Origin of the sequence: Flavobacterium potami, assembly GCF_020026915.1 — a bacterium.
GTDB classification, from domain to species: Bacteria; Bacteroidota; Bacteroidia; order Flavobacteriales; family Flavobacteriaceae; genus Flavobacterium; species Flavobacterium potami.
In genome coordinates, this window is the sequence record NZ_JAINUY010000001.1 from 1,083,947 (window position 1) to 1,104,022 (window position 20,076).

Here is a 20,076-nt window from a genome sequence, read left to right on the forward strand (position 1 = left end):
CCTTTCAACATAACTATGAACTTTGGCCCTTAGATCGAATTTCTATCAATAAAATTGAAAGGCACTTTTACCTGACCTTTTTCTTTATTTAAAATCATGCGAGCGGCAGTTTCTCCCATGATATTAAAATCTGTAGACATTACTGTAATTCCTAATAATTCTTTCAGAGGTGTATCATTATAAGATATTACTCCAATCTCTTTTCCTAAAACGTATTCTTCATCGCGAATCTGTTTCACTAGATTTACCAGATCAGATTCTTCAATAGTGATAAATAAATCTCCTTTTTTAAGAATCATATCATCGTAAACTTCGCTTAGAATCTCAAAATTGATTTCGTGTTCAACGCAGAATTTTCTAAATCCGTGTAGAATTCTTCTAGGATAAGGATAAACGGCTTTGTCGGGATAAACTAATATAAGTCGCTTGTATTTTGCTATTTTAGAAAGACCTTCTTTTAAAGCATTATAAATATCATTTTCAAAATCCTGATAAATTTTAATTACTTCATCACCGGTACCTAATTTGATATTATCTAGAACAACAAGTTTTTCTTGTGGAATATTTTTAATCGCATTTACCACTTCGTCTGTAAAACTAAGATGTTTTAACTCGTCTGTTTTAAAATGTGTTGTAATGACATAATAGTCGTATGCGCCTTCAAACTTATCTAAGATATTTAAAAATAACGTTTCGTCGCAGTGATAGATTTGAAGATCAACATGTGCATTTGCTCCTAAAGTATCAATAAAAGAACTATAAGTTTTCATTTTATAAGAACTCAACTTATTCGTTAGAAACAAAATATTGACTTTAGACTCCAGTTTAGTTCTGGTAATATAATAACCTTTACCTCTAATAGAAGAAATGATTTTTCTTTCCTTTAAAATGTTATACGCCTTTTCGACTGTATCTCGAGACATATAAAATTCTTCACTAAAACTATTTATGGAAGGAATTTTTTGATTGATTTTCAAATTTCCATTAGCGATGTTCTGAAGAATAGAGTCAACAATTTGTTTGTACTTAGGAACCCTTGAGTCTTCGTCTATTTTAATAAGTTTGATCATGTTCATTTGAGGAAATTTGTCCCGTATTTCAACGAAACCCTTTTTTAATTCTAAATTTTATCAAAAAAAACTTTTTAAGTATAATATTTTTCGATTTACTCATTATGCTACTCAAAAGAGAATTCAATAACACTTGTAATCTTTTTTTTATAATTTCTAAATTTTAACCCGAATGCAGATTCAATAATTACGAAATCGATTGCTAAAATAGCCATTTTAAATTTATTTACCCAATAATTACAAAGTGTTATTTGTAATAATCTTTAGATTTAACAAAAAAAGCAAAATCTATAAAGGATAGTACAGGACAGTTTTGTTTTTTACATTCTATTATTTTACAAAACCAAATTACTATCTACCTAACCAAAAACTAAAATTTATTAAATGGAATCATTATTAGGAATCATTTTTCATTCTATCGGAGGATTTTCTTCAGGTAGTTTTTATATGCCTTTTAAAAAAGTAAAAGACTGGGCTTGGGAAAGCTATTGGCTTGTAGGAGGGTTTTTCTCTTGGCTGATTGTACCACCAATCGCAGCTTACTTAACAATTCCTCATTTTGGTGAAATTATCGCTGCCGCTTCTCCATCAATAAAAGCCTTTACGTTTACAATGGGTCTTGTGTGGGGAATAGGAGGTTTAACTTATGGTTTAGGTGTTCGCTATTTAGGAATGTCTTTAGGAAATTCGATTACGCTTGGGTTCTGCTCTGCATTTGGTGCTTTGGTTCCTTCAATTTATTACGATTTATATCCAACAGAAGGTAAAATCTCTTTCACGGATATGCTTGCAAGTTCTGGTGGACAATTGGTTTTATTAGGAACTGCAGTGTGTCTTTTAGGAATTGCAATTTCAGGAAAAGCAGGAATGCTTAAAGAAAAAGATTTTGCCACAGGTCACGAAGATAAAGACAAAGATTTCAGTTTAGTAAAAGGTTTAACCGTTGCTGTTATTTCGGGTATTTTGAGCTCTTTTTTTAATTACGGAATTGAAGCTGGAAAACCAATGGCAGAACAAGCCGTAATTAACGGTTGCAATCCTTTGTTTCAAAACAATGTAACGTATATCGTTTTGCTTTGGGGAGGTCTTACAACCAACTTTATCTGGTGTCTTTATCTGAATTTTAAAAATAAAACTATTGGTGATTATACCAATAAATCTACTCCGATAACTAAAAACGTTTTGTTTTCTGCTCTTGCTGGAACTATGTGGTTTTTACAGTTTTTCTTCTACGGAATGGGAGAAAGTAAATTAGGAAATGGGGCAAGTTCATGGATTTTGCACATGGCAACTATTATCCTGACAGCAAACTTTTGGGGATTTTATTTAAAAGAATGGACGGGAGTTTCTAAAAAGACATTTAGAACTTTCATCTGGGGAATCGGGCTAATTATGCTTTCGATTGTTTTGGTAGGAATTGGTAACTCATTATAAATAATACAAGAATTAATATAAACGTATATGTCGAATACAAACACAATTAATACAAATTTTAAGCATGTAAGCTACCTTTGGGATGATGCTAAAGCCGCAGCATTGGCGGGTGACGAAGTAGCGCTGTTTATTTATCGTTCTAACTTGTTAGGAGCTGATTTAAGATTGACCAACTACGGAGGTGGAAACACGTCTGTGAAAATTACAGACAAAGATCCTTTAACTGGAGAATCTTCTGAAGTAATGTGGATTAAAGGTTCTGGTGGAGATATTGGAACATTGACTAAATCAGGTTGTGCTGCTTTGTATTTAGACAGACTTCGTAATTTGGAGAATGTTTACAGAGGAATCGAATTTGAAGACGAAATGGTAGAATTATTCAACCACTGTATTTTCGATTTATCATCAAAAGCGCCTTCAATCGATACGCCATTACACGGTTTTCTTCCATTCAAACATATCGATCACTTACATCCAGATGCTGCAATTGCTATCGCTGCAGCGAAAGATGGAAAGAAAATTACTGAAGAATTATTCAACGGAGAAATCGGTTGGGTTGGCTGGCAACGTCCAGGATTTGATCTTGGTCTTCAGTTAAGAGCTTGTTTAGAAGAAGCAGCTCAAAACGGAAAACAACTACGCGGAATCATGTTAGGTTCTCACGGTTTGTTTACTTGGGGAGATACTGCCTTTGAAAGTTATATGAACACATTAGAAGTAATCGAAAAATGTGCTGAATATTTGGAAAGCAACTACGGAAAATCTCGTCCAGTTTTTGGAGGAAAGAAAATTGACAGTCTTCCAGAAGCAGATCGTAAATTGAAAGCAGCAAAAGTTGCTCCAATCTTAAGAGGTTTCTGTTCTTCAGAGCGTCAAATGATCGGACATTATACAGACGATGCAAGAGTTTTGGAATTCATCAATTCTAATGATCTTTCAAAATTAGCTCCATTAGGAACTTCTTGCCCAGATCACTTTTTAAGAACTAAAATCAGTCCATTGGTTTTAGAATTAGATCCAAACGAAGATTTATCTGATATCGATGCAGTTAAAGCAAAATTAACTCCTGCTTTTGAAGCATACCGTGCAATGTACAAAGACTATTACAATGCATGTAAAAAATCAAATTCACCAGCAATGCGTGACCCGAACCCAGTTGTAATTTTGTATCCTGGAGTTGGTATGTTCACATTTGCTAAAGATAAAACAATGGCACGTTTGGCATCTGAATATTACATCAATGCAGTAAACGTAATGAAAGGCGCAGAAGCAGTTTCAGAATATACTTCTTTACCACACCAAGAAGCTTTTGATATTGAATATTGGTTGTTGGAAGAAGCTAAATTACAGCGTATGCCAAAACCAAAAGCATTATCTGGGAGAGTAGCTCTTATTACAGGTTCTGCGGGAGGAATTGGAAAAGCTATCGCTAAAAAATTCGCTCAAGAAGGTGCTTGTGTGGTAATTAATGATATCAACGAAGAGCGTTTAGAAGGAGCAACGGCTGAGTTTATTAAATCTTTTGGTAAAGATGCAGTTTCAAGCACTTTATTGAATGTTACTGACGAAGTAAGTACAGAAAAAGCATTAGACGAAGCTTCTTTAGCTTTTGGAGGTGTTGATATTGTGGTGAATAATGCTGGAATCAGTATTTCTAAATCTATCGCAGAACATACTTTAGAAGAGTGGGATAGATTATATGATATTTTGGTAAAAGGGCAATTCATTGTTTCTAAAGCCGGAATCGAAGTAATGCGTAAGCAAGGTTTTGGAGGAGATATTGTAAATATCGTTTCTAAAAATGCTGTTGTAGCTGGTCCAAACAATCCTGGATACGGTTCTGCAAAAGCGGCTCAAGCGCACTTAACACGTTTAATGGCAGCAGAACTTGGTGCAGATAAAATTCGTGTTAACACAGTAAATCCTGATGCTGTAATTTCAGACTCAAACATTTGGTCTGGAGGATGGGCAGAAGGTCGTGCAAAAGCATACGGAGTTACAGTTGAAGAACTTCCGGCTTACTATGCAAAACGTACGTTATTAAATGAAATCATATTGCCAGATGATATTGCCAATGCTTGTTATGCTTTTGTTGGAGGTTTACTAGGTAAATCTACAGGGAACGCATTAAACGTAGACGGCGGCGTTGCCATGGGCTTTTATAGATAAAGATTGTTTAGGTTTTTTATATAAGTTTGTTTAAGCAAAAGTGGTTTTTTGTGGTCTAGCGTTCGAATTCTTTCGAACGTTAGATTTTTTTAGACTATATCAATTTGTTTTAAACAGAGAAAACTTAACAAAAAAGTGAAGTAAAACCAGAGTTTAGTTTTTATAGAATTTTTAAGTTGAAAAATATTTAAACACATAGAAACATAGATCAAAATTTAAGCGAAGAAGGTTTCAGAAAATCAAGATTTTACACATAGCTATATGTGTTAATAGGAGTGAAATGCCTTTGAATACAACGATGAGCCTATGATTATTCTTTATGTTAAAAAAAATATACTAACGTATAAAATCTATATATTGTAAACTCTATTAAAATATAATAACTATGTTAATCGGATCAAACCACATCGAATCTCATAACGAGGATTTATTAAAAAAACACCAGAACAAATTAGTTTTCACTGCATCAGAAATTAATGATTCAGAAGCGATTATTCAAAAATTAATCGACTTTCAAATTGCGATTCCATCTTGGGCTTTAGGAACAGGAGGAACAAGATTTGGACGTTTTGCTGGAGGAGGAGAACCTCGTTCTATTGAAGAGAAAATCGAAGACGTTGGTTTGCTTCATAAATTAAATAATGCTTCTGGAGCTATTTCACTTCATATTCCGTGGGATATTCCAACCAATTACAATTCTATTAGAGAACTTGCAGCGCAACACGGATTGAAATTTGATGCCATGAACTCGAATACTTTTCAAGATCAAGCAGATTCGGCACATTCATACCGTTATGGTTCTTTACAAAACGTAAATAAAGCGGTTCGTAAACAAGCAATTGCTCATAATATTGAAGTAATTCAACACGGAATCGAATTAGGATCTGAGTCGTTAACCATTTGGTTGGCTGATGGTTCTAACTTTCCTGGACAATTAAACTTCAGAAAAGCATACCAAAATACATTAGAAAGTTTAGAAGAAATCTACGATGCATTGCCTTCAAACTGGAAATTATTTTTAGAATATAAATGTGCAGAACCTAACTTTTATTCTACAACAGTTGCAGATTGGGGACAATCTTATTCTTACGTTCAAAAATTAGGAGACAAAGCAAAAACACTTGTTGATTTAGGACATCATTTACCAAACGCAAACATCGAACAAATTGTTTCTATTTTATTGATGGACAACAAATTAGGTGGTTTCCACTTTAACGATTCAAAATACGGTGATGACGATTTAACAGCTGGAGCATTAAAACCATATCAATTATTCTTGATTTTCAATGAATTGGTTGAAGGAATGGATGCAAGAGGAATGAATCACGCCAAAGATTTAGGTTGGATGATCGATGCTTCTCACAATATCAAAGATCCATTAGAAGATTTATTACAGTCTGTTGAAGCAATTATGATTGCTTACGCTCAGGCACTTTCTGTAGATAGAAAAGCATTAGAACAGGCGCAAGAAGAAAATGATGTGGTAAAAGCACAAGAAATTCTTCAAAATGCATTCCGTACAGATGTTCGCGCATTAGTAGCAGAAGCTCGTCTTCGTTCTGGAGCGGCATTAAATCCAGTAGCATTATATCGTTCACTTCAGGTTAGAGAAAACCTAATTGACGAAAGAGGTTTAAAAACAATGGCCACTGGGTTGTAATTATAAATTATGAATAATGAGTTGTAAGTTGATAAAAGACCTATAACTCATTATATTAAAATTTATAATTTACAATTTACAATTTACAATTAAAGAAATGAATGTAGTTGCGATTTTTGATATTGGTAAAACAAACAAAAAGGTTTTTTTATTTAACGAAAATTATAAAATTGTCTGGGAGAAATCGGTAAATCTGGATGAAACCACAGACGAAGATGGATTTCCGTGTGAAGATATCGAAGTACTGAAAAATTGGATTTTAGATCGATTATCTGAAATAAAAGAACTGAAGGATTATGTTTTAAAAGCAATCAATTTCAGCACTTACGGAGCCAGTTTTGTTTATATTGATGAAAACGGAAAAGTTTTAACTCCTCTGTATAATTATCTAAAAGATTATCCAGAGGATTTAAAATCTAATTTCTACGAAAAATACAAAGGAGAAAAAAAGTTTGCTGTAAAAACAGCTTCTCCGGTTTTAGGCAGTTTAAATTCTGGAATGCAGATTTATCGCCTGAAAGAAGAAAAACCTGAAATCTTCGAAAAAGTAAAATACTGTCTGCATTTGCCGCAGTTTTTAAGTTTTCTTTTAACGAATGAAGCCTACGCTGATATTACAAGCATTGGCTGTCATACGAATATGTGGAATTTCAAAAAAATGAAATACCACAGATGGCTAAAAGAAGAAAATATTGAAGAAAAAATACCGCCGATACATTTTGGAAAAGATGTAATCATGACGCGTGAAAACATTGCAATCGGAGTAGGTCTTCACGATAGTTCATCGGCGATTATTCCATACACAATCAACTTTACAGAACCTTTCGTATTGTTGTCTACAGGAACTTGGAGTATTTCTTTGAATCCATTCAACAATAAACCGCTAACTTTTGACGAATCGCAAAACGATTGTCTTTGTTATTTGCAATACACAGAAAAGCCTGTAAAAGCGGCGCGTTTATTTGCAGGAAACGAACACGAAGTTCAGACGAAACGTTTGGCAGAGCATTTTAATGTTCCGGTTGATACGTACAAAGAAGTATATTTTGATAAAAAGATAGTCGCTAATTTGAGAGCGCTTAACTTTCAGATTATCTATCCGAAAAAATACAATTTTGATATCTTGAATGAATGTCCTTTTCAAAAAAGAGATCTTTCCAATTATAAAGATTACGAAACAGCGTATCATCAATTGATGCTGGATTTGGTAGAACAACAGGTTTTTTCTACCAATTTGGTAATTCATAATAGTCCGGTAAAAAAGATTTTTGTGGATGGCGGTTTCAGTAAAAATTCGATTTATATGAATTTATTGGCAGAAGCTTTTCCAGATGTAGAAGTTTATGCGGCTTCGATGGCTCAGGCGAGTGCTTTGGGCGCGGCGTTGGCGATACATCAAAACTGGAATCCGAAACCAATTCAGAACGATTTAATTGACTTGAAATTCTATAAACATTAGGTAAAAACGGTCTGTATGTTGTAAATTTGCTGAGAAACGTATTTTTTACATTTTTACTTTACACGCCAAATGAACAACACACTAAATACTACAACATGAAAATTGGACTTTTTATACCTTGTTATGTCGACCAATTTTATCCAAAAGTAGGAATCGCAACCTACGAATTACTACAAAAATTAGGTTGTGACGTCGAGTTTCCGATGGGACAAACCTGCTGCGGACAACCAATGGCCAATAGCGGTTATGCGCATTTAACAAAAGGATGCGACACCAATTTTATTGCCAATTTTTCTGGATTTGATTACATCGTCTGTCCTTCCGGAAGTTGTGTTTTGCATGTAAAAGACCATTTACACGACGAAAAACAAGAAGAGAAAGCGACAGCAATTCGAAATACAGTTTACGAACTGACAGAATTTATAACCGACGTTTTAAAAATTGACCATATAGACGGAAGATTTCCGTATAAAGTCGGAATGCACGTAAGCTGTCACGGTCAACGCGGATTAAAGCTTTCGCAAATGACAGAATTAAACGCACCATTTTTCTCAAAACCAGGTCAATTATTGCATAGCATTAAAGATCTTGATTTAGTTGAATTAACTAGAAAAGACGAATGTTGTGGTTTTGGAGGAACGTTTTGCGTAACCGAAGAAGCTATTTCTGTAAAAATGGGTCAAGATCGTATTAAAGATCATGAAAGTCATAATGTGGATTATATTACTGGTGGAGATATGTCTTGCTTAATGCATTTGGATGGAATTCTAAAAAGACAAAAAAGTAGGATCAAAACCATTCACATTGCTGAAATATTAAACTCACTCGAAAATTAATTTTTTTTTCTACCATTAAGATATTAAGTGAATTAAGTTTAGCTTGAAATATTTAATGGTTAATAAATAAGAGATTTAAGTGATTTTAAAGCAAGCTTAATTTGCTTTTAATCATTTAGAAATTAAGGTTATAAAGTTTAGCTTAATTTACTTAATGCCTTAATGGTAAAAACAATTTTTACAGATGTCATCAGAAAAAGTAATACCGCACAGCGAAGCCGCAGCAAAGTTTAACAAAGACGTAGAGCGTGTCAATTGGCATGACGAAACGCTTTGGTTTGTGCGTGCCAAAAGAGATAAATCAGCGCATCAAATTGAAGATTGGGAACTGCTTCGCGAAACAGCTTCCAAAATCAAATTTAATGTGCTTTCTAATATTCACGATTATTTAGTTGAATTTGAAGCCAATGCCCAACGAAACGGAATAATTGTACATTGGGCAGCCGATGCCAAAGAACACAACGAAATTGTGCATTCTATCATGGCCAAACATGAGGTAAAGCAAATGGTGAAATCCAAATCTATGCTTACAGAAGAATGCCATTTAAATGATTATTTAGCCGAAAAAGGAATAGAAGTAATCGACTCTGATTTAGGTGAATATATCGTTCAGCTTCGAAAAGAACCGCCAAGCCATATTGTACTTCCGGCGATTCACTTAAAGAAAGAAGATGTAAGTGAAACTTTCCATGAACATTTAGGTACAGAAAAAGGAAATTTCAATCCGCAGTATTTGACAGAATCGGCTCGTCAGAGTTTGAGAAATACGTTCTTAACAAGAAAAGTAGCTTTAACCGGAGTCAATTTTGCTGTTGCAGAAACAGGAGAAATTGTGGTTTGTACCAACGAAGGAAATGCCGATATGGGCGCGCATTTAGCAGACGTTCATATTGCTTGTATGGGATTTGAGAAATTGATTCCGAAAAGAGAACATTTAGGTGTTTTCTTGAGATTATTGGCTAGAAGTGCCACAGGACAACCTATTACGACTTTTTCTAGCCATTTCAAGAAACCAAGAGACGGGAAAGAAATGCACATCGTAATTGTAGACAACGGAAGAAGTACACAATTAGGAAGAGAAGAATTTAGAAATTCATTAAAATGTATTCGTTGTGGTGCGTGTATGAACACTTGCCCAGTTTACAGACGAAGCGGCGGACACAGTTATCACAATGCAGTTGCGGGACCAATTGGTTCTATTTTAGCGCCAAATTTGGATATGAGCAAAAATGCCGATCTGCCTTTTGCAAGTACACTTTGTGGTTCATGTACGAATGTTTGTCCGGTAAAAATTGATATTCACGATCAATTGTACAAATGGCGTCAGGTTTTAGTTAAAGAAGGACATACGCCAACTGCGAAAACAGTTGCGATGAAAACAATGGCAAAAGTATTGGCGAATCCGACGGTTTTTAATATCGCTGGAAAATCAGGACGATTTGTAATGAAAAACGTTCCTGCAATGGTCAATAATAAGATGAATAAATGGTACGATCAGCGCGAAATGCCAGACGTTCCTGAAGAATCTTTTAGAGAATGGTACAAGAAAAATTCAAAAGAATCTAAAGATAAAAAGAATGAGTAGTAAAGGCGATATTTTAAAAAGAATAAAATTGAACCAGCCAACTGAGGCTGCAGAATTGCCAGATCTAAATCTTTTAGGTTCAGAACAATTTGATGTATTAGAAACCTATAAAACGGTTTTAAAAGGTATTGGAGGAGATCCTGTTGAAGTTGCTGATTACAACGAAATCATTAATTATATTAAATCGAATTATAATTTAGATAAAAGAGTAATCACAACGCTGCCTGAACTTTCTGAAATTGCTTCTTTAGATTGGAAAACAGTAGATCCGCATTCGCTTCAAGATGTCGAGTTAACAGTTGTAAAAGCTCATTTTGGAGTGGCAGAAAACAGCGGACTTTGGGTAACCGATGATATTTTAGGACAACGCGTTGCGCCTTTTATTGCGCAATATTTAGCAATTATAGTGCATAAAAAAGATCTTGTGCGTACGATGCAACAAGCGTATCAAAGAATCGGAAACATGGAATACGGTTTCGGAACTTTCATTGCTGGACCTTCAAAAACGGCAGATATTGAACAATCATTGGTTTTGGGAGCACATGGCGCCAGAGGATTGATTGTGTTTTTATTAGATTAAAAATAAGTTGAAGTAAAAAACATTTAAAAAATAAAATATTTAATCAGGATGCAGAAGTTTTGTTATTTCTGCATCCTTTTTTGTAAAATATAGCTAAAATAGCTTATAATTGTACTTTTTACAAGAACATAAAAAAGTATATTTTGAAGCGTTTTGTTCTATATATTCTACTCTTATTCGGATTTTCTTCCGCAATCTATTCACAAGATTATCCAGTCAAATTTCTTGACATCTCAGACGGTTTGTCCAACAATTCAATTATTACCATTTATCAGGATAATGAAGGTTATATGTGGTTTGGAACTTATGATGGTCTGAACCGATATGACGGCTATAATTTTAAAGTTTTCAGAAATCGTATCAACGATAAGAAATCACTTTTATTTAATACTATCTACAATATTGAAGGCGATTCCAAAAACAATATTTGGGTTGGAGGAACGAGTGGAATTTCCATTTATAATAAAACAAAAGCGACATTTCATACGGTAAAATATCTCTCTGATAAAAAGGTAAAAGTACTTCAGGACATCATTCATCAAATGCGTTCGGTATCCAATAATTTAGTTTTGGTTGCTTCTCAAAAATTAGGTTTATTGGCTTTTGAAAATGGTTCTTTTACAGGAAAACTTGTTCCGTTAAAAGCATTAGGAAATAAAATAAACATCAATGATTATGATGCTGTAGCAATTCAGGAAAATAAAGAAAAATCAGGATGTTGGGTGTACGTTAGAAATGTTGGCGTTTGCAATTACAATTATAAAACAAAAGATCTAAAAATCGTTTTTCCACTTACAATCGGAGTAAAAGCCATGAAACTTTCCTCTGATGGAAATCTTTTACTGGGAACTGATGAAGGTCTGTTTTTAATGAACACCAAAACAGGATTTATTTCGCAAAATTATTTTACAAACAAATGTAGTGTTACGGATGTTTTGGTAGATAAAAAAGGAAAAACCTGGGTAACAACCGATGGATGTGGAATTTTCTACATCAATAAAAACGAGAAAAAGCTTCTTTCTTATAATGAATCATTGGCCAAAAGTAATTCGGTTTGGAGTTTGTACGAAGACAAATCGGGTAATAAATGGTTCGGCTCCCTTCGTGGCGGAATCAGTATGTTGAGTGATACGCCAAAGTATTTTAAAAGTGTTCGTTATAATGCCAAAGATCCGGCAGATAACTTTATTTTGTCTTTTTGTGAAGATGAAAAAAAGAATGTTTGGGTGGGTACAGACGGTGCAGGTCTAAAATATTGGGATAGAAAAAATAATACCTATACAGATTATGAAAACTTACTTCCGAGTACTTTTATTACCGGAATTGCTCGTGATGATAATAACGATATCTGGATTTCAACCTGGGCGGGTGGAGTCAATAAAATCAACAAAAACACTCACGATTTAAGACATTATGCGTGCTATAATCCTTTTACAAAACAATTAGAAAAGAATATTTGGTTTGTTTTTAAAGATTCCAAATCAAATATTTGGGCGAGTGCAACAAATGAAGGTTCGTTATATCTTTTAAATAGAAATAATGACAGTTTTGAACTTTTTGATAAAAGAATTGATAACCTGCAATGCATGACTGAAACTTCAGATGGAAAATTGTGGGCTGGAAATTACAATTCGCTTTTATCCATCGAAAAAAACACAAAAAAAATCACCAAGAAAGCGATTGGAAATCCGATCAGATGTATTTATGAAGATAAAAACAAGAATCTCTGGGTCGGAACGCAGGAGGGAGGTTTGCTTTTATTTGACAGAAAAACAAATACTTTTAAAAGGCTGACTATTGATGACGGTTTACCATCAAATACCATTTTAAGATTATTAGAAGACAATGAAGGTAATTTATGGATGAGTACCTACAATGGAATCTGTCGTTACGATAAAAAGAGTAAAACATTCCGTAATTTTTCTGTAAACGACGGACTTCAAAGTAATCAATTCAGTTTTAATGCCGGAATTAAACTTTCATCTGGAGAATTTCTTTTTGGTGGAATAAACGGATTTAATGTTTTTTATCCAAATGCAATAAAAGGTTTCAATCAAAAAAATAACGTTTTATTGACTGATTTTTATGTGAATAATCAGCTGATTGAAGATACTAACACAGAAGTTGATACTGATGCTGATAAAATTAAAGATGTTAGTTTAGAATACGATCAGACCACTTTATCGCTAGAGTTTGTGGCTTTAAATTACAACAACGCAGACAAAATAAATTATGCGTATTTTTTAGAAGGTTGGGATGAACAATGGAATTATGTTGGGCAAACCAGAAAAGCCAATTATTCTAGATTGCCAGAAGGGAAATATACTTTTAAAGTCAAAACGACCAATTTTAAAGGTGGTTGGAATAAGGAAGTCAGTTTGGTTTCTATACAAGTTTTGCCGCCTTGGTATAGAACATGGTGGGCGTATACATTGTATTTAGCAGCCATTGGCGGACTTTTGTTTTTATATCTTGATTACAATAAAAACAAAGAAAAACTTAAGTATAAAGTAAAAATTGCCGAATTAGAAAGCAAAAAAGAGAAAGAGATTGCAGAAAAGCAGTCTTCTATGTTTACTTATATTTCGCATGAATTTAGAACGCCGCTTTCGCTGATAATCAATCCATTGAAGAAAGCGGTTCAGAAAGAAAATGTCGAAAATGGTTCTTCAGGAAGCGATTTGGCCATTGCACACCGAAATGCCAGAAGACTTTTGAGTTTGGTAGATCAATTACTTTTATTGCGAAAAGCAGAAAACGATGCGGATGCTTTGCGTTTGTCTCCAATCAATGTAAATAATCTTTCAAATGAAGTTTTTCAATGTTTTGTGAATCAGGCGAAAGATAAAAATATCCAATACAATTATATCATTCCGAATCATGAAATCACGATTATTGGTGATTATGAGAAGATAGAAATTTCATTATTCAATTTAATATCAAATGCATTTAAGTATACGCCGGTTGGTGGAGAAATCAATTTAAAAGTCACAGAAAGCGAAGAAGAAGTTTTTCTAGAAATTGCCGATAATGGAGGCGGAATCGACAAAAAAGATATTGATGTCATTTTTGAGAAATTCAAACAAATCAATTCAAAAGTTTCAGTAGGAACAGGTTTCGGAATTGGACTTTACATCGTTAAATATTTTGTTGACAAACACAAAGGATCTGTTAGTTGCAGTAGTGAAGCGGGAAAAGGAAGTACTTTTAAATTATCATTTTTAAAAGGAAACAGCCATTTTGAAGACATGGAGATTACCAACGAAAAACCGCAGCGCAGTCAATTATTTGATGAATTAATTCCGGATGAAATTGAAGAACCTATTTCAACAGCCACAACTTCTATCGCAGACAGCGATTTCAAAAAGACGATGTTGACCGACAAACGTACAGTTTTAATAATTGATGACAATGCTGAAATTCGCGCTTATTTGATTAAGTTGTTTTCTGATAATTATATTGTTTACAGCGCAGAAAATGGAGAAGAAGGCTTAAAAATGACTAAAAAACATATGCCAGATCTTGTAATTAGTGATATTACAATGGAAGAAATGGATGGTTTGGAATTGTGTAGAAAAATTAAAGAAGACAATGCTTTATCACACATTCCAGTTATTTTGCTTACGGCATCAAAAAATCCAGAAACGCATTTGCAAGGAATTAACGAAGGAGCAGACGATTATATAACCAAGCCTTTTGATGATGAAATCCTCAGTGCAAGAGTTGAATCGTTATTAAGAAATCGTCATAATTTACGAACTTATTTCCTAGACAGCATTACATTAAAAGAAAACACCCAGAAAGTTCCGGTTGAATATCAACAGATTCTTAAAAAATGTATTGATATAGTGGAAGCGAATATTCATAAAAAAGATTTTACAATTAGAACCTTTGCTCTTGAAATGGGAATGAGCCACAGAACGCTTTATACGAAAATCAAAATTATTTCTGGACAAACTTTAAATGCTTTCATTCGTTCTCTGCGAATTCGTAGAGCTGCGATGTTAATGCTGACCGAAGATATGAACATTACTCAGGCAAGTACAGAAGTTGGATTTGAAGATCAAAAATATTTCAGACAACAATTCGTAAAACTTTTTGGAATGACTCCTTCAGAATACATTAAAAAGTATAAAAATTCTTTCAATTCAGATCTCAATATCATTAAATAGAAATTATGCAGCTCTTTTAGGGTTGCATAATATTCTTGTTTTTACAGATAACAATTAAAATTCTGCAATCAACTCCAACGTTTGAGTATGAAAATTGTCTATTTTTCACTAATTGCGTATTGTGTAAAAAATACCCCATAATTTTTAATACTTTCTAAAAATTATTCCAAAATAATAGTTAATTACAATTTTGACCTCCTTTTTTTTCCAATTTACCCCTCCTTAGAAGTGTTATTTAAACATTTCTTTGCAACTGTAACAATGAATTTTTTATTGAGTTACAGTTAGTCATCAGTGTTAATTTCAAGATAGTTTTTATCTGTTCAAAGAGCTGAGCACTCTTTGAATTTTCGAATAGTAATGGTTGGTTACATTGCTTTTCAAGCCCGCAGTTTTAGAAAAAATTGCGGGTTAATTTCAAAACACTAATGCAATAGAATCAGGAAAGAAAATAAAAATCAAAATAATTAACCAAACTCACTTCAATATGAAAATGACCACATAATTAAGTAAAGTTGTAATTCTACCTCATAAGAAACAACAAAAAAACTCGATTAACCTACGAGGATAAAAAAAATTAAACTTTCGTTTTTAGAAAGAAAACCTAACTAAACCTAACCTTAAAATTAAAGAAATGAAAAAAAATTTATTTTTATTTTTTCTTGCTCTTTTTGGCATATTAACCGGATGTCAAAATAATGAATCAGGATTTCCGAGTTCTGATAATCCTACGGTGGTAGTTTCTACAAAAGAAATTTATGGAGCGCCAAGTAGAAAATTTGAAATCAAGGCAACTCTTGCTGATGATTTAGGATTAAAAAGTGTAGAAATTCAGATTCCTGAATTATCCTTAGATAAAGTGATCACTTTTGCAACAGATCCATTATTAGAAAATTACGATTTGAGCTATTTTTTTGAAGTTCCATCCAATAGAGGAACATCAGAAGCTTTCAAAATAAAATTGATTATTACAGATGTTTCGGGTAATGTAGTAAACGAAGAAATCAATCTTCGCCTTGACGGAGAATTTGCTGCACCAAGCATAACAATGGTAACACCAAAAGAAGGTGCGGTTATTTTATTGTCTACGAGTAATCAGATGCCAGTAAATTTTGTAGTAAATGACGATTCAGGAATCGATTATATTCAAGTAAAATGTGAGGCTCTTGGTATCGATGAGATCATTCAGTTAACGAATGCTCCTCAATCTTATACTTTTAATAAAACCTATACTTTACCGGTCACCGCTGCAGATTATGTTTTAACGATTACAGCAAAAGATAAATTTGCAATTCCGAATACAGGATCATTAAATGTAAATATTGTAGCTACAAACGAATATCCTGCCATTTATTTATGTGATCAGCCAAAAGGAACGAATCTTACAACAGATGCAGTTGGTGTTCCAATGTATTTTCACGAAAAAAGTGGACAGGATTTTGAATTTAAATATTATGCAGATAAAGATAATAAAGAGGTTTATTTCTTAGGCCAGGAATCTGATTTTGCACCGCATTGCTTTGGTTTAAATGCTGCTGGAGAATTAGTGGATGATGTGACTTCAACACCAATTATTTTACCTACAAAAGGATATTATAAAATTAAAGTAAATCCGAATACGCTAAAATATACTACAGAAAAGTATACGCCAACAAGTAAAGTCTGGGCAGATATCGCCAATGGTTTATGGCACGATGATGCGGCACAAAGAAAACCTTTCGTAAGTGTTTGTGGTGGCGGAATTGATGGTGCGAATTGGGACACATGGAATGCATGGGTAGTAACGAAACTGCATCTGGCAAATAATGCCGCTAATCCTTATCAGTTAGTTGGAGAATATACTTTGACTGGCACAATGGAGGCAACTTTTACCGGCCAGTGGTGGGATCCTTCATGGAGATTGATAAAAAATGGTATCGCAACTATGTCACCAGGAGAAAACGGAAATGCTAAATATCCTGCAGCTCCAGGAGTTTATAAAGTGGTTTTAGATACAGAATTAGAAAGAGTATTTATTACAAAAAAATAGTTGGTTATAACTCTGTTGTAACATTAACAAATAAAACAGCTTAATATGAAATTTAAATATATAGGATTTTTTATTGCCCTTTTGTGTACTGCTGTATCCTTTGGACAAATAAAAATAAAAGGTACCGTTAAAGATAAAGGCAATGTGCCGATTCCGGGAGTAAATGTATTGGTAAAAGGAACTTCGTCATCTGCAGCAACTGATTTTGATGGAAATTATGTAATCAGTGTACCAAACAAGAATTCGCAAATCGAATTTTCATTTGTTGGTTTTACAACCAAATTAGAAACAATTGGAGATAGAACTGAAATTAATATAATGCTGGAAGAATCTAGTCAGGCATTAGATGAGATAGTTGTTGTAGGTTATGCTGCAGTAAAAAAGAGCGACGTAACGAGTTCAATTTCTTCCGTAAAAGGAAAAGAACTACAGACTATGACGGTTGGTAACGTAACAGAATCATTACAGGGGAAAGTTTCCGGAGTCCAAGTAACGGGGGCTGGAGGTCCGGGAGCTCAACCTAGAGTTTTAATTCGTGGTATTTCTACTTTAAACTTAAATACAGATCCGCTTTATGTGGTTGACGGAATTCCGATGGGAACGAGTATCAATTTCTTAAGCAACAATGAGATCGAATCTATGGAGGTTTTAAAAGATGCTTCTGCAAGTGCAATTTACGGTTCACGTGCTTCAAATGGAGTTATCTTAATTACAACTAAAAAAGGAAAAGTTGGAAAAGCCAGATTTAATTTTGATTTAAGTTCAGGTATGCAGATCATGAATAATCCATACAATATGGCTGATGCAGAAGGTTATGCTTCTATCATGAATACGGCTTACAACAATTCGGGTTATTCAGATTATTTGCCAAATCCGTCTCAATACAGAGGAAAAACAACAGATTGGTGGAATGCTGGAATTAGAAAAGGAACACCTGTTACCAATGCTTCTTTTGGTGTGGCAGGAGGTTCAGACAAACATACTTATGCTATCAGTTTAAACTACTATAATTCAGATTCTATGTACGGAATTGGTGGTTGGGAAAGAGTAACAATGAGAATAGCTAACGATTTTAAATTCTCAGACAAATTCTCAGCAGGAATCACTTTAAATCCACGTTATGAAACTTGGGGACAACCAAATAACTGGGCTGATTTTGATAAAATTGATCCAATTACGCCAATTTACAAACCTGCAGATCAGTTGACAGGAACAGAAAATGAATATAGTATTTATGCAAGATCTCCGTCTTATGTATGGAATCCAGTTGCGGCTGTAAAGAGATATGACGATTATACAGATCAGTATAACTTAAACACAAATGGATATTTGCAATATGAACCAATCAAAGGTTTAGTAATTCGTACGCAGGCTTCTGTTGAAGTAGGAGACAAAGTAAGAAATGCATTTACACCAGATTTTGTAATTGATGCAGCTCACGAAAAACAAGAAATCAATAAAGTTGAAAAATGGAATACTACCAATGTAGATTGGACATGGCAAAACACCATTACCTATTCTAGAAAGTTTGCTGAAAAACACAATGCTTCTTTAATGGTTGGTAATACCATGGAAGAATACAATGGAAACGATCTTTGGGGTTATGGCGAAGGTGTGCCAAATAACTCAGATTCTATGAGAGAGTTAAATGCCGCTACAAAAAATAAAGACAGTAAAGGAAACAGCTGGTCTAATTCATTGATGTCTTATATTTCTCGTTTTTCTTATAACTACGATGGTAAATATTATTTTACGGGAACATTCAGAAGAGACGGTTCTTCAAAATTCATGACCAATAACAAATGGGCAAATTTCCCTTCAGCATCGGTTTCATGGAGAATTTTGAACGAAGGTTTTATGGAATCTGCTAAGGATGTCGTAAGTGATCTTAGATTAAGAGCTGGTTGGGGTAAAGTAGGAAATCAAAGCTTACCAGATGCAGTTTATAATTCTAACATCGGGCAAGGTTATTATGTAATTGGTGGCGAAGTGGTAGATACTTCTTTTCCTTCTTCAATGGCAAATAAAGATATCAAATGGGAAACTGTGGAAGATATGAGTTTCGGAATTGATTTCGGATTTTGGAAAAACAAAGTTTCAGGTTCATTAGAATATTATAAAAAACAAACGCACGATATGTTGTTTCTGAAACAATTTCCAACTTATAGCGGATTTCCAGGATATTCTACCATGTGGACAAATATTGGTTCGATGCAGTCAAGTGGAATCGATTTGTTGCTTTCTTATAAGGATAAAAAAGGAGATTTCTCGTATGGTGTTGATGTGACTTTTACAACGGTAAAGGTAGATATGTTATCGCTTTCTGCTGATGGCGAAAGATTGTACGGATCAGGAAATAGAACTTTGACGGTAAAAGGTGATGAGCCAGGTTATTTCTACGGATATGTTGCTGATGGATTATTTCAAAATCAAACAGAAATAAATTCTCATACAGATGAGCACGGAACTAAACTACAGCCTTATGCACAAGTAGGAGATATTCGTTTTAAAGATGTAAATGGTGACGGAAAATTAGACGATAAAGACAGAACAAAAATTGGCTCACCATGGGCAGATTACAATATTGGTCTGAATTTGAATTTTGCCTATAAAAATTTCGATTTAATAGCGAATTTCTATTCAAGTATCGGAAATGACATTGTAAACCAAAATATTTCAGATTTGTACAATGGAGCAAGTTTAACTAATAAAGTGAGCGGATTAGAACAAATGGCATGGCATGGAGAAGGAACTTCTAATTATATTCCACGTTTGTCTAAAGATGATAATAACGAAAACTTTACAAAATTCTCTTCTTTATATGTTGAAGACGGTTCATTTGTTCGTATGAAAAACTTACAAATAGGATATTCTTTCTATAATAAGTTTGGTTTAGACAAATTAAGAATTTCATTATCAGGACAGAATTTATGGACATGGACAAACTACACCGGAGTTGATCCAGAAGTAGGTGCAGGAGATCCTGATAAACAAGACAGAGTAAAAGGTTCAGGTTTTGGAGGATGGAATTATCCAGTACAGCCAACAATCCTGATGGGACTTAATGTTGCATTTTAATCAA

General features: G+C 33.8%; 11 protein-coding genes. 10 read left to right on the forward strand and 1 reads right to left on the reverse strand.

Translation table 11 applies throughout. From position 1 onward, the window contains the following. Positions 1-29: 29 nt before the first annotated feature. Positions 30-1,070 (reverse strand): GntR family transcriptional regulator, encoded by a 1,041-nt coding sequence (locus tag K6T82_RS04645; protein WP_223704995.1) that lies wholly within the window; start codon positions 1,068-1,070, stop codon positions 30-32. A gap of 384 nt (positions 1,071-1,454) precedes the next feature. Between K6T82_RS04645 and rhaT the strand changes: the two genes are divergently transcribed. From rhaT to K6T82_RS04695, 10 genes are all read left to right on the forward strand, one after another. Continuing rightward, on the forward strand, positions 1,455-2,504 hold the full coding sequence (rhaT, locus tag K6T82_RS04650; RefSeq protein ID WP_223704754.1) for an L-rhamnose/proton symporter RhaT: 1,050 nt from the start codon (positions 1,455-1,457) through the stop codon (positions 2,502-2,504). A gap of 27 nt (positions 2,505-2,531) precedes the next feature. Next, a complete protein-coding gene (locus tag K6T82_RS04655; RefSeq protein WP_223704755.1) occupies positions 2,532-4,673 on the forward strand; it encodes a bifunctional aldolase/short-chain dehydrogenase in 2,142 nt (713 codons plus the stop codon). A 385-nt stretch (positions 4,674-5,058) separates the two neighbouring features. Beyond that, a complete protein-coding gene (locus K6T82_RS04660; protein ID WP_223704756.1) occupies positions 5,059-6,333 on the forward strand; it encodes a sugar isomerase in 1,275 nt (424 codons plus the stop codon). Between the two features lie 97 nt (positions 6,334-6,430). Further along, entirely contained in the window at positions 6,431-7,792 is a 1,362-nt protein-coding gene (locus K6T82_RS04665) for an FGGY-family carbohydrate kinase (protein ID WP_223704757.1), read from the forward strand. 95 nt (positions 7,793-7,887) lie between these two features. Next, positions 7,888-8,628, forward strand: a complete 741-nt coding sequence (locus K6T82_RS04670; RefSeq protein WP_223704758.1) for a (Fe-S)-binding protein — start codon at positions 7,888-7,890, stop codon at positions 8,626-8,628. Positions 8,629-8,812: 184 nt separating this feature from the next. Continuing rightward, positions 8,813-10,213, forward strand: coding sequence for a lactate utilization protein B (locus K6T82_RS04675; protein WP_223704759.1), 1,401 nt, complete (start codon positions 8,813-8,815; stop codon positions 10,211-10,213). Further along, positions 10,206-10,793 carry a LutC/YkgG family protein gene (locus K6T82_RS04680; RefSeq protein ID WP_223704760.1) on the forward strand — a complete coding sequence of 196 codons (588 nt, stop codon included), beginning with the start codon at positions 10,206-10,208 and terminating at the stop codon, positions 10,791-10,793. Before K6T82_RS04675 ends, K6T82_RS04680 begins: the two co-directional genes overlap by 8 nt. Before the next feature lie 143 nt (positions 10,794-10,936). Next, a complete protein-coding gene (locus tag K6T82_RS04685; RefSeq protein ID WP_223704761.1) occupies positions 10,937-14,965 on the forward strand; it encodes a two-component regulator propeller domain-containing protein in 4,029 nt (1,342 codons plus the stop codon). Between the two features lie 634 nt (positions 14,966-15,599). Then, the gene (locus tag K6T82_RS04690) at positions 15,600-16,994 is read left to right on the forward strand and encodes a hypothetical protein (RefSeq protein WP_223704762.1); all 1,395 of its coding nucleotides are present in this window, start codon (positions 15,600-15,602) and stop codon (positions 16,992-16,994) included. Between the two features lie 45 nt (positions 16,995-17,039). After that, positions 17,040-20,072 (forward strand): SusC/RagA family TonB-linked outer membrane protein, encoded by a 3,033-nt coding sequence (locus K6T82_RS04695; RefSeq protein WP_223704763.1) that lies wholly within the window; start codon positions 17,040-17,042, stop codon positions 20,070-20,072. Positions 20,073-20,076: the final 4 nt, after the last annotated feature.

Bases quoted from the DNA above. Each gene is read 5' to 3' on its own strand.
- rhaT (WP_223704754.1), top strand. From the start codon at position 1,455: ATGGAATCATTATTAGGAATCATTTTTCATTCTATCGGAGGATTTTCT.
- K6T82_RS04670 (WP_223704758.1), top strand. From the start codon at position 7,888: ATGAAAATTGGACTTTTTATACCTTGTTATGTCGACCAATTTTATCCA.
- K6T82_RS04660 (WP_223704756.1), top strand. From the start codon at position 5,059: ATGTTAATCGGATCAAACCACATCGAATCTCATAACGAGGATTTATTA.
- K6T82_RS04680 (WP_223704760.1), top strand. From the start codon at position 10,206: ATGAGTAGTAAAGGCGATATTTTAAAAAGAATAAAATTGAACCAGCCA.
- K6T82_RS04695 (WP_223704763.1), top strand. From the start codon at position 17,040: ATGAAATTTAAATATATAGGATTTTTTATTGCCCTTTTGTGTACTGCT.
- K6T82_RS04645 (WP_223704995.1), bottom strand. From the start codon at position 1,070: ATGATCAAACTTATTAAAATAGACGAAGACTCAAGGGTTCCTAAGTAC.
- K6T82_RS04690 (WP_223704762.1), top strand. From the start codon at position 15,600: ATGAAAAAAAATTTATTTTTATTTTTTCTTGCTCTTTTTGGCATATTA.
- K6T82_RS04665 (WP_223704757.1), top strand. From the start codon at position 6,431: ATGAATGTAGTTGCGATTTTTGATATTGGTAAAACAAACAAAAAGGTT.
- K6T82_RS04655 (WP_223704755.1), top strand. From the start codon at position 2,532: ATGTCGAATACAAACACAATTAATACAAATTTTAAGCATGTAAGCTAC.
- K6T82_RS04675 (WP_223704759.1), top strand. From the start codon at position 8,813: ATGTCATCAGAAAAAGTAATACCGCACAGCGAAGCCGCAGCAAAGTTT.